Source organism: Marichromatium sp. AB31 (genome assembly GCF_003718685.1).
Classification (GTDB): Bacteria; Pseudomonadota; Gammaproteobacteria; order Chromatiales; family Chromatiaceae; genus Marichromatium; species Marichromatium gracile.
Genome location: NZ_RHFI01000016.1, coordinates 1 through 11345 on the forward strand (window position 1 = coordinate 1; position 11345 = coordinate 11345).

General features: G+C 68.3%; 12 protein-coding genes. 1 reads left to right on the forward strand and 11 read right to left on the reverse strand.

Translation table 11 applies throughout. The annotated features are described in order from the left end of the window. The 11 genes from EBL84_RS11940 to rpoE all read right to left on the reverse strand — a co-directional run. The coding region (locus EBL84_RS11940; protein WP_190287954.1) for a recombination protein O N-terminal domain-containing protein at positions 1 to 137 on the reverse strand (137 nt) is incomplete at its 3' end. Between the two features lie 9 nt (positions 138 to 146). Next, complete coding sequence (gene era, locus EBL84_RS11945) at positions 147 to 1049, reverse strand: GTPase Era (protein WP_123141028.1); 903 nt, start codon at positions 1047 to 1049, stop codon at positions 147 to 149. Further along, on the reverse strand, positions 1042 to 1719 hold the full coding sequence (rnc, locus tag EBL84_RS11950) for a ribonuclease III (RefSeq protein WP_123141029.1): 678 nt from the start codon (positions 1717 to 1719) through the stop codon (positions 1042 to 1044). The genes era and rnc overlap by 8 nt, the downstream gene beginning before the upstream one ends. Then, positions 1716 to 2111 carry a DUF4845 domain-containing protein gene (locus EBL84_RS11955; RefSeq protein ID WP_123141030.1) on the reverse strand — a complete coding sequence of 132 codons (396 nt, stop codon included), beginning with the start codon at positions 2109 to 2111 and terminating at the stop codon, positions 1716 to 1718. Before EBL84_RS11955 ends, rnc begins: the two co-directional genes overlap by 4 nt. 10 nt (positions 2112 to 2121) lie before the next feature. Then, positions 2122 to 2940 carry a signal peptidase I gene (gene lepB / locus EBL84_RS11960; RefSeq protein WP_062275028.1) on the reverse strand — a complete coding sequence of 273 codons (819 nt, stop codon included), beginning with the start codon at positions 2938 to 2940 and terminating at the stop codon, positions 2122 to 2124. 143 nt (positions 2941 to 3083) lie between these two features. Continuing rightward, complete coding sequence (gene lepA / locus EBL84_RS11965) at positions 3084 to 4886, reverse strand: translation elongation factor 4 (RefSeq protein ID WP_123141031.1); 1803 nt, start codon at positions 4884 to 4886, stop codon at positions 3084 to 3086. 229 nt (positions 4887 to 5115) lie between these two features. After that, positions 5116 to 6537 (reverse strand): DegQ family serine endoprotease, encoded by a 1422-nt coding sequence (locus EBL84_RS11970; protein ID WP_123141032.1) that lies wholly within the window; start codon positions 6535 to 6537, stop codon positions 5116 to 5118. 87 nt (positions 6538 to 6624) lie between these two features. After that, complete coding sequence (locus EBL84_RS11975) at positions 6625 to 7095, reverse strand: SoxR reducing system RseC family protein (RefSeq protein WP_123141033.1); 471 nt, start codon at positions 7093 to 7095, stop codon at positions 6625 to 6627. A 3-nt stretch (positions 7096 to 7098) separates the two neighbouring features. Further along, positions 7099 to 7974, reverse strand: a complete 876-nt coding sequence (locus EBL84_RS11980; protein WP_223806149.1) for a MucB/RseB C-terminal domain-containing protein — start codon at positions 7972 to 7974, stop codon at positions 7099 to 7101. Positions 7975 to 8056: 82 nt separating this feature from the next. Continuing rightward, complete coding sequence (locus EBL84_RS11985; RefSeq protein ID WP_165913505.1) at positions 8057 to 8617, reverse strand: sigma-E factor negative regulatory protein; 561 nt, start codon at positions 8615 to 8617, stop codon at positions 8057 to 8059. A gap of 132 nt (positions 8618 to 8749) precedes the next feature. Then, complete coding sequence (rpoE, locus tag EBL84_RS11990) at positions 8750 to 9328, reverse strand: RNA polymerase sigma factor RpoE (protein ID WP_062274792.1); 579 nt, start codon at positions 9326 to 9328, stop codon at positions 8750 to 8752. Positions 9329 to 9684: 356 nt separating this feature from the next. Between rpoE and nadB the strand changes: the two genes are divergently transcribed. Further along, positions 9685 to 11313, forward strand: coding sequence for an L-aspartate oxidase (nadB, locus tag EBL84_RS11995; protein WP_123141036.1), 1629 nt, complete (start codon positions 9685 to 9687; stop codon positions 11311 to 11313). Positions 11314 to 11345: the final 32 nt, after the last annotated feature.

Consider the following 11345-nt stretch of genomic DNA (forward strand, 5'->3'; position numbering starts at 1 on the left):
CCCGAGCGCGCGCGCCGCGCGCCGCGGGCGACCGCGGGCAGCCGCCCGCGACCGACACAGAACAGCTCGACCAGCAGGCTGGTGTCGCGATAGTCGTGCCGGTGCAGGACGAAGCCGTGACAGGCGCTGGCGCTCACCGCCGCCGATCAGTCCTCGCTGTAACCGAGCCGCGCGAGCGCGGCCTCGTCGCTCGACCAGCTCTTCTTGATCTTCACCCAGACCTCGAGATGGACCGGGCAGTCGAAGAGCTTCTGCATCTCCAGACGCGCCTGGGTGGCGGTGGCCTTGAGCGACTCGCCCTGCTTGCCGATGATGATCGCCTTCTGTCCCGGGCGCTCGACCCAGATCAGGGCGTTGATCATATAGCGCCCGTCGACCGCCTCGAAGCGCTCGATCTCGACCGTGGTGCGATACGGCAGCTCCTCGCCATAGCGCTGGGTGAGCTGTTCGCGCAGCAGCTCGGCGGCGAAGAAGCGCTCCGAGCGGTCGGTGAGCTGGTCCTCGGGGAAGATCGGCTCGCCCTCGGGGAGCGCGGCGAGCACCGCCTGCTCCAGCGCCTCGACCTGACTGCCGCGCGCCGCCGAGACCGGGAACAGCTCGCGGAAGGCGTGACGCTCGCCCAGGGTCTGGAGGAAGGGCAGCAGCGCCTCCTTGTCCTCGACCCGGTCGACCTTGTTGATCACCGCGATGCACTCGACCCCGGCGCGGGCGACGGCGGCGAGCGCCTGCTCGTCCTCCTCGGTCCAGCGCAGCGCCTCGACCACGAACAGGATCAGGTCGGTGTCGGCGAGCGCGGCGCGCGCGGTACGGTTGAGATAGCGGTTGAGCGCACTCTCGCCGCGACGATGGATGCCCGGGGTGTCGACGAACAGGATCTGTCCCTCGGCGCGGCTCTTGACCCCGAGGATGGAGTGGCGCGTGGTCTGCGCCTTGTGCGAGGTGATCGCGAGCTTCTGACCGAGGATGCGGTTGAGCAGCGTCGACTTGCCGACGTTGGGGCGCCCGACGATGGCGACGGTGCCGCAGCGACCGGTGATGGCGTCATTCATGTTCGAGGATCTCCAGCATGGCCTCGGCGGCCGCCTGTTCGGCACGGCGCCGGCTGGTGCCGGTGCCTCGGGTGGTCAGATCGGCATCGCCGAGCGCACAGACCACGGTGAAGGATTGTGCATGCTGATCACCCTCGATGGTGATCACCGTATAGCCCGGCAACGGCCGCTTGTGGGCCTGGAGGAACTCCTGCAGCCGGGTCTTGGGGTCCTTTCCGGAACGGTTGATGCTGGTCTGCTCGAGGCGCTCGGCAAACAGCTTGGCCACCACGGTATTGGCCACGGCGAAGCCACCGTCGAGATAGACGGCGCCGAGCACCGCCTCCAGGGCATCGGCGAGGATCGAGTCGCGGGCGTGACCGCCGGTGCGCAGCTCCCCCGCCCCCAGGCGCATGTAGTCGCCCAGCTCGATGCCGCGGGCGAGCTTGGCCAGCGACTCGCGCTTGACCAGGCTCGCGCGCAGACGGCTGAGCGTGCCTTCGTCGGCCTCGGGGAAGCGATGGCCGAGCGCTTCGGCGATCAGCAGCCCGATCAGGGCATCGCCGAGGAATTCGAGACGTTCGTTGTTGTTCGGGCCGACGCTGCGGTGCGTCAGGGCCTGTTCGAGCAGTTCGGGGCGGGCGAACTCGTGCCCGAGCACACGGGCCAGCCGTCTGGGGTCTGCATTCACTGAGTGCTGATTTCCACCTGATTGTGGAACGTGAGCACGGCATCGACGTTGAAGAACAGATGCGTGCGACGTTCATACTCGAGGACCACGCTGAGTCGGTCGGCATCGGTCCGCTTGATGACGAACTCCTGCGCCGAGACCGAGGTGATCCCGTTGATGTCGAGATTGCGCATGAGATAGTCGGTGATCTTGCGCGGATTCCTGCCCACCGGCTCGACCGGATCCTCGAGCCCGTCCATCACCGACTGGATGGTCAGGTTCTGCATGTAGATCGGCCCGAGCTTGAGCAGCAAGGTGATGAAGAAAGCCGCCAGCCCGACCAGGATCGTGAAGGAGAGGATCCCGGCCCCAGCTTGCCGGCGGGCCGGCGTCGTGTATCTGCGTGTCGGCATCGCGCGTCCCTCAGTCGATTCCGTCGCCGAGTCGCGACCAGGCGATCGGCAGGCCGTCGCGGGCACCGTCCCAGTGCATCCAGATGCCGAACGCCTTGCCGACCAGATTTTCCTCCGGGACGAAGCCCCAGCAGCGACTGTCATTGCTGTTGTCGCGATTGTCACCCATCACGAAGTACTGCCCCTCCGGCACCTTGACCGAACCGAAGGCGAGCACCCGGCAGCCGGGCGGCAGATCGGGGGCGCGCGAACGGGTGAGGATGCTGTGCTCGACCCCGTCGAGGCTCTCGAGGGCCTCGCGCGCGCCGGTCATCTCTCGCCCGGAGCCGACACCAGTGTAGCGCCCGATCGGCAGCTGGGCCACCGGCTCGCCGTTGAGATAGACGGTCTTGCCGCGATAGCCGATGACGTCGCCGGGCAGCCCGATCACCCGCTTGATGTAGTCGGTCGAGGGGTCGAGCGGGAAGCGGAACACCACCACGTCGCCACGCTCGGGCTCGCCGATGTCGACGAACTTGGCGTTGAGCACCGGCAGACGCAGCCCGTAGGCGTACTTGTTGACCAGGATGAAGTCACCGGTGAGCAGGGTCGGCATCATCGAGTTCGAGGGGATGCGGAAGGGCTCGACCACGAACGAGCGCAGGATCAGCACCGCGAAGATCACCGGGAAGAAGGCGCGCGCATACTCCACCACCACCGGCTCCTTGACCGGGGCGCCACCGGCGGCGGCACGGCGACGCGGGGCAAGCCAGCGCGCGTCGAGCAGCCAGATCGCGCCGGTCACCACGGAGGCCAGCACCAGGAAGGCGGGAAAGTCGAAGTTGGTCATTGCGTCTGCAGGGTCTCTTGGTCCTTAGGGGATGGTCCGTGCCCCGGGGGGGCGACAGGCGACGGCGGGCGCGTCCACCCGAACGGGCGAGCGGCGAGTGACGGGCGCCGGGGCCGCGCGCACCGGGCGCGCGGCCGGCGGGCTCAATTATCCTTGCCGACCTGGAGCACGGCAAGGAAGGCCTCCTGCGGGATCTCGACCTTGCCGACCTGCTTCATGCGCCGCTTGCCGGCCTTCTGCTTCTCGAGCAGCTTGCGCTTGCGGGTGGCGTCACCGCCGTAGCACTTTGCGGTGACGTTCTTGCGCAGCGCCTTGACCGTGGTGCGAGCGATGATCTTGGTGCCGATAGCCGCCTGGATGGCGACCTCGAACATCTGCCGCGGAATCAGCTCCTTCATCCGCTCGGTGACCTCGCGCCCACGCGACTGCGACTGCGCGCGATGGACGATCGAGGACAGCGAGTCGACCTTGTCGCCGTTGATCAACACGTCGAGCTTGATCAGGTCGGCGGCCTCGAAGCGCTTGAACTCGTACTCGAAGGAGGCAAAGCCACGGCTGACCGACTTCAGCCGGTCGAAGAAGTCGAGCACCACCTCGCTCAGCGGCAGGTCGTAGGTGACCTGCACCTGGCCGCCGAGATACTGCAGGTTCTTCTGTACCCCGCGCTTCTCGATACAGAGGGTGATGACCGCGCCGAGATAGTCCTGCGGGACGAGGATGTGGGCCTCGATGATCGGCTCGCGGACCTCGGCGATCTGGTTCGGCTCGGGCAGATTGGCGGGGTTGTCGACCTTGATCAGCTCGCCGTCGTTGCGCAGCACCTCGTAGACCACGGTGGGCGCGGTGGTGATGAGGTCGAGGTCGTATTCGCGCTCGAGCCGCTCCTGGATGATCTCCATGTGGAGCATGCCGAGGAAGCCGCAGCGGAAGCCGAAGCCGAGCGCCTGGGAGACCTCGGGCTCGTAGTAGAGCGCGGCGTCGTTGAGGCGCAGCTTGCCGAGCGCCTCGCGCAGGTCCTCGTAGTCGTCGGTGACCACGGTATAGAGCCCGGCGAAGACGCGCGGGCGCATCTCCTTGAAGCCCGGCAGCTTGGCACCGGGGTTGTCGGGATGGGTGATGGTGTCGCCCACCGGCGCGCCGTCGATCTCCTTGATGCCGGCGATGAGGAAGCCGACCTCGCCGGTGGAGAGACACTCGCGGTCGGTCTTCTTCGGGGTGAAGACGCCGACCGCATCGACCTGATGGGTGCGCCCGGTGGACAGCATCTGGATCTTGTCGCGACGACGGATCTCGCCGTTGACCACCCGCACCAGCGAGACCACGCCGACGTAAGGGTCGAACCAGGAGTCGATGATCAGCGCCTGCAGCGGTGCCTCGCGGTCGCCTTCGGGCGGCGGGATGCGCTCGACCAGCGCCTCGAGGAGATCGGGGATGCCGAGACCGGTCTTGGCGCTCACCCGCAGCGCATCGGTCGCCTCCAGGCCGATGATCTCCTCGATCTCGCCGATCACCCGCTCGGGCTCGGCCGAGGGCAGGTCGATCTTGTTGAGCACCGGCAGCACCTCGAGCCCCTGGTCGATCGCGGTGTAGCAGTTAGCCACGCTCTGCGCCTCGACGCCCTGGGCGGCATCGACCACCAGCAGCGCGCCCTCGCAGGCGGCGAGCGAACGCGACACCTCGTAGGAGAAGTCGACGTGACCGGGGGTGTCGATGAAGTTGAGCTGGTAGGTCTCGCCGTCGCGCGCCTGATAGTTCAGGGTGACGCTCTGCGCCTTGATGGTGATGCCGCGCTCGCGCTCGAGGTCCATGGAGTCGAGCACCTGGCTCGACATCTCGCGATCGGTCAGGGCTCCGCTGACCTGGATGAAGCGGTCGGCGATGGTCGACTTGCCGTGATCGATATGGGCGATGATCGAGAAGTTACGGATGTGGGAGAGATCGGTCATCGGGATTGCGTGTGCGCCCAGCGGCTGATGAATGCGAGTGATCGCGATGCCGCCCGGTTGAGGGCGAGGCATCGCGACAGATAGCCGCTCATCTTACCAGAGGCGCGGGGGACGGCGCATCAGGCAGCGGCCAGCGGCCAGCGGCCAGCGGCCAGCGGCCAGCGGCCAGCGGCCAGCGGCCAGCGGCCAGCGAAGAGGATAGCCGCGCTGGCCGGGGCCGATGCCCGGATCATTCGGGGTCGGGCATGCGGATGGCGAAGAACATCCGCCCGTCGCTGCGTTGCACCAGCACCGCCACCGAGCGCCCCGGCTCGATCCCGGCGAGGATCTGCTCGAAATCGGCGGGGTCGGCGACCGGCTGGCCGTCGAGCATCAGGATGAGGTCGCCGGCGCGCAGCCCGGCGCGCTCGGCCGGGCCGGGTTCGAGGGCCTCGACCATCACCCCGCCCTGCTCGACGCCGAAGTGCTCGCGCTGCTCCGGGGCGATGGCGCGCACCACCAGGCCGATACGGTTGGCCGGGGTCTCATCGAGCGCCGGCGGCGCGGCGAAGGCGTCCTCCTCGGGCAGCTCGGCGATGGTGACCGAGAGGCTGATCCGCTCGCCACGACGCAGCACCCTGAGTTCGGCCTGCTCACCGATCGGCGTCACCCCGACCAGCGGCGGCAAGGCGCTGGAGGTGAGCACGTCCTTGCCGTCGAAGGCGAGGATCACGTCGCCCGGGCGCAACCCGGCCGCCGCCGCCGGGCTGTCGGCCAACACCTCGGCGACCAGCGCGCCGCGCGGCTGCTTGAGGCCGAAGCTCGCGGCCAGTTCGCGGGTGACGTCCTGGATCATCACCCCGAGCCAGCCACGGGTCACGCGCCCCTTGGTCTTGAGCTGTTCGATCACATCCATGGCGACATCGATCGGGATCGCGAACGACAACCCCATGAAACCGCCGGTGCGGCTGTAGATCTGGCTGTTGATGCCGACCACGCGGCCATCGAGATCGAACAGCGGCCCCCCTGAGTTACCGGGATTGATGGCGACATCGGTCTGGATGAAGGGGACATAGTTCTCCGAGGGCAGGTTACGCCCCTTGGCGCTGACGATACCGGCGGTGGCCGAGGACTCGAAGCCGAAGGGCGAGCCGATCGCCAGCACCCATTCACCGACCTGGAGATCCTTGGAGGAACCGATGCGCACCGCCGGCAGGCCCTCGGCGTCGACCTTGAGCAGCGCGATATCGCTGCGCTTGTCGGTGCCGACCAGATCGGCGACGAACTCGCGCCGATCGCTGGTGCGCACCACGATCTCGTCGGCGCCCTCGACGACATGCGAGTTGGTCATCACGAAGCCGTCGGAGGAGACGATGAAGCCGGAGCCGAGCGAGCGCGACTCGATGTCGTCGGGCAGCTCGCCCTCCTCGCCGAAGAAGCGATCGAAGAAGTCGCGCAGCGGCCCCTCGTCGGGCAGGTCGGGGATGGTGAAGCCGTGCATCTCGGAGACCGAGGACGTGTGCTGCTTGGTGCTGATGTTGACCACCGAGGGGCCGTTCTCGGCAACCAGGCTGGCGAAGTCCGGCAGGGTACGCCCGACGGCCATCCCCGGCGCCAGGGCGCAGCAGAGCAAGGTGGTCAGAGCGAGCGAGAGACGGGGTTTCGAGCGCATGGTTGCTCCTCAATGATTCATCGGCGCGGCCGGGGCCGCTTGGCTGGCGGGTTCGCGGGCGCCTGGAGCGACGGGCGCAATCAGCCGTCAGGGCTCGAGCAAGGTCACCCGCAGCGGCTCGGCGCCGAGACGACGGATCACCTCCGGCTGGCGTGATGGATCCCGGGCCAGGGCACGACTGTAGCCGCGAAGCCACACCAGTGCGAGAGTAAGACCCAAACCGGCCCCGAGCAACCCCAGCGGATCGGACGCGGCGCCACCGAGTGCGTTTCCCGCCACGGCACCGAGCACCAGCCCCAGGGTCGGCGCCAGATAGGCCGCGAGCGAGAGCCGAAGCACGCCCTGAGCCGAGATCGCCAGGACCACCTCGTCGCCGACCTCGACCCCGATCCGATCACGTGCGCGGACCTCGGCGGCGCGCCGCGAGAACAGCCGCTCGAGCAACGATGTGCCACAGGCGCCACGCGCGGCACAACCGCCACAGACGCTGCGCCGCTGGGTCCGGACGCGAACGTGATCACCGTCGCGGGCGATCACCCGCCCCTGTTCTTCGATCATGGTTCAGTCCTCGGCGTGGCGGCGCACGCCCGCCACCGCCGCTTCCACGGTCGCGACCGGCACCTCGCCGACCGCGGTGATCTGATAACCGGCGCGCCAGGCCCCGGCGGCATGCACGGCACCGATGTTGGTCGCCCCCTCGAGCCCGGGGGTGGCCGTCCGTTCGACATAGATCGAGTAGGCCGAGAGCCGGTCGGTGAACAGGAAGTGCTCGAGCTCGCCGCCGTCGTCCTGTGGGATTCGGTGATGGGTCACCAGCTCGAACCCGGTGGGCTGATCGACGAACCGCCATTGCGGCGGCGGTTCGGTCACCGGCGCCTCGCGCACGCCCTGGGGCGCGGCCTCGGGCTCGGTGCCGTCGTCGGGGTGGAAGGTGACGGTGGCGAACATCAGCTGCTCGAGCGCCTGCTCGGAGCGGTCGATCAGATCGGATTTGAGCGGCAGCGCGGTCGCGCGGTCGATATGGAAGCGATAGCCGTATCTCAGCGCATCGCGCGGGATGATGCCGATCACCTCGGTATCGCGCCCGGCCACCCGCCCCCGCCCCAACCGTTCGACACGATAGTGTTCGCCGAGGCGCTCGGGGTCGATGCCGTTGGTGTCGATCAGGCCGCCACCGCCGCCGGCGCTCCGCACCGAGATGCCGTAGCCGTCACGCATGGTGCAGTTGACCCGCCGGGAGTCGCGCGAGAGCGCCCGCACCGGGCCGCTGAGCGCAACCAGACGCTCCTGGGTGTGACCGGCGGCGACACGATGGATCAGGTGCAGGGTCTCGAGCTGGTTGTCATGGAGATAGACCAGGGTGCCCTCGTAGCTGAGCGCGCGCAGCGCCTCGGACATCCGGTCGAGCAACTCGGCGACCGGCGCATCGGAGCGCATGCGCGCCTGCTCTCCCGACGCCCCGGCCAGGGGCGTGCTCAGACACAGCAGGAGCAGGCAGACCCGACCGGTCGACCGGGGACTAGCGAGGCGATTCATAACCGACGAAGGTCGCATAAGGCAGCATGCCCTTGGCCCCGCTGGCGGAGGCCGTGTCTTGATGAGTGACCAGGAACAGATCGAGCTTGTTGGCGAGATCCGGGCGATCGATGCCCCAGCGCCCGTCGCCGACGGTGACCACCGCAGGCGGCGGTGCCTGATGCTGCGCCGTGGCCGGGAAGCCGCCCTCGAGCCGGTCGCCGCCCTGGAGAAACAGCGGCGGCACCGCGAACACCGCGACGAAGGCCGCGGCGGCGGCCAGCGCCATCCCCGCTGCCGGCGCCAGCGCGCGGCGCGGCTGGAAGCGATGGCGCTGATGGAACACCAGGGCGTCGGCCACCACCTGCTCACGCACCGCATCGGCCACCCCGGCGCACGACGGATCGAGTCGCTCGCCGCGGATGGCGTGACCGATCATCTGGTAGCGCGCCCAGGTCTGGCGCAACGCGTCATCGTGCGCCAGCGTGTCGAGCAGGCGCCCGGCGCTGGCGGAGTCGAGTTCGCCGTCTTGGAGTTCGGAAAGTCGTTGTCTTAGCTCGGTCATTGGTTCACGCCTGCGCTGGGTTCTGTCGCTGTCTCGGCCTTGCACCCGAGGTTCACGCGTCATCGCGCGAGCCGAGCGCTGGGCCACCCAAGGCCCGAACGGACATGCCGCACGGGCGGTTGACGCCCATATTCAGGGCTTGAGCAACGGACGCAATCGCTTGTCGATCGCGTCACGCGCCCGAAAGATGCGCGAGCGCACGGTGCCGATCGGGCACTCCATGGCATTGGCGATCTCCTCATAGCTCATGCCCTCGAACTCCCGCAGCATGATCGCCGTGCGCAGGTCATCGGGCAGGTCGTCGAGCGCGGCCTGGACCGTGCGCGCGATCTCGTCGCCGAGCAGCTCACGCTCGGGCGTGGCGCCATCGCGCAACCGCCCGCCGCCTTCCATCTGCTCGGCCACCTCGGCCTCGACATCGCCACCCGGCGGGCGCCGCCCCTGGGCGACGAGATGATTCTTGACGGTGTTGACGGCGATCCGGTAGAGCCAGGTGTAGAAGGCGCTCTCTCCGCGAAACCCCGGCAAGGCGCGATAGGCCTTGAGGAAGGACTCCTGGGCGACATCCATCACCTCCGCCGGGTCGCGCAGATAGCGCGAGATCAGGTTGGAGATCTTCTGCTGGTACTTCAGCACCAAGAGGTCGAAGGCGCGTTTGTCACCGGCCTGGGCGCGCTCGACCAGCTCCTGATCGGCCTGACGCTCAGACATGGGTCACGACCGCCGGTCCCCCGACCATCGGCTCCGTTGGCATGGACAGCTCCCCGGTTAGGAAGTTCTTCGGACAGGGCCGCAAAAATCCGACCCCGACCGTGCGAATCAAAGCATGCAATCCTGACCGGAATCGCTCGAAGCGGCAAGTCCGTGCAACGCTCACGGCCCCATCGATCGGTCGCCGCCATCGTCACGACACGGCAGTGGCACGGCGTGCGGACTGGATTTCCCGACCCCGGCGGCATAAAAATGAAGGCTGCCCCGCGCCGCGGCGTGGAGACGACTCCGGCCCCGAGCACCTCCCGAGACCGGCGTTGAACCATCCCTGTTCCCTATTGCAGCGAGTCCCGACCATGCCAGCAACCGTTCATCGTCATGACGTCCTCATCCTCGGCAGTGGTGCCGCGGGGCTCAGTCTCGCGCTGCGACTCGATCCCGATCTCTCGGTCGCGGTGGTCTCCAAGCGCGAACTGGTCGAGGGCAGCACCCTCTACGCCCAGGGCGGTATCTCGGCGGTGCTCGACGAGCACGATTCGATCGAGTCGCACGTCCAGGACACCCTCAAGGCCGGCGCCCATCTGTGCGATCGCGAGATGGTGCGAATGGTCGTCGAGCGCGGCCCCGACAACATCCGCTGGCTGCTCGACCAGGGTGTCGAGTTCACCCGCGACGAGGCCTATCAGAGCACCGGCGGCTACCACCTCACCCGCGAGGGCGGGCACTCGCACCGGCGCGTGGTCCACGCCGCCGACGCCACCGGGCGCGCGGTGGCGACCACGCTCGAGGCGCAGGTGCGCGAGCGCGCCAACGTCTCGCTCTACGAGCAGCACATCGCCGTCGACCTGATCACCACCAAACACCTGCCGGGCAGCCGCGATCATCGCTGTCTCGGCGCCTACATCCTCGATCTCGGCAACGGCCAGGTCGAGACCTTCATGGCCCGTTTCGTGGTGCTCGCCACCGGCGGGGCCAACAAGGTCTATCTCTACACCAGCAACCCCGACGTCTCCACCGGCGACGGCATCGCCATGGCCTGGCGCGCCGGGTGTCGGGTGGCGAACATGGAGTTCATGCAGTTCCACCCGACCTGTCTCTATCACCCCGAGGCGCGTTCCTACCTGATCACCGAGGCGCTGCGTGGCGAGGGCGCACGGCTGCTGCTGCCCGACGGCGAGCGCTTCATGCCGCGCTTCGACGAGCGCGCCGAACTCGCCCCGCGCGATATCGTCGCGCGCGCCATCGACCACGAGATGAAGCGTCTCGGCGCGCCCTGCGTCTATCTCGACATCTCCCACCGCCCGGCCGAGTTCATCATCGAGCACTTCCCGACCATCCACGCCCGCTGTCTCGAACTGGGGATCGACATCACCCGCGAGCCCATCCCGGTGGTGCCGGCGGCGCACTACACCTGCGGCGGGGTGATGGTCGACAGTCACGCCCGCACCGATCTGCCCGGGCTCTATGCCAGCGGCGAGACCGCCTACACCGGGCTGCACGGGGCCAACCGCATGGCCAGCAACTCGCTGCTCGAATGCCTGGTCTACTCCGAGCGCGCTGCCGAGGACATCGCCCGCCTGGCACCCAAGGTCGAGTTCGCTCCCGACGCGCCGGAGTGGGACGAGAGCCGGGTGACCGAGCCCGACGAGGAGGTGGTGGTCACCCACAACTGGGAGGAGCTGCGCCGCTTCATGTGGGACTATGTCGGCATCGTGCGCACCACCAAGCGGCTGCGTCGCGCCAAGCGCCGCGCCGACCTGCTCGCCCACGAGGTGATCGAGTACTATGCCAACTTCCGGGTGAGCAACGACCTCATCGAGCTGCGCAACCTGCTCGAGGTCTCCGACCTGATCATCCAGTCGGCGCTGCGCCGGCGCGAGAGCCGCGGGCTGCACTACACCCTCGACTTCCCGCGCCGCGACGCCTCGCAGCGCACCCCCACCATCCTCATCCCCGACCGCTACGTGCCGCGCGCCCGTCACTGAAGGATCCGGCGGGCAACACGCCGACCACGGCC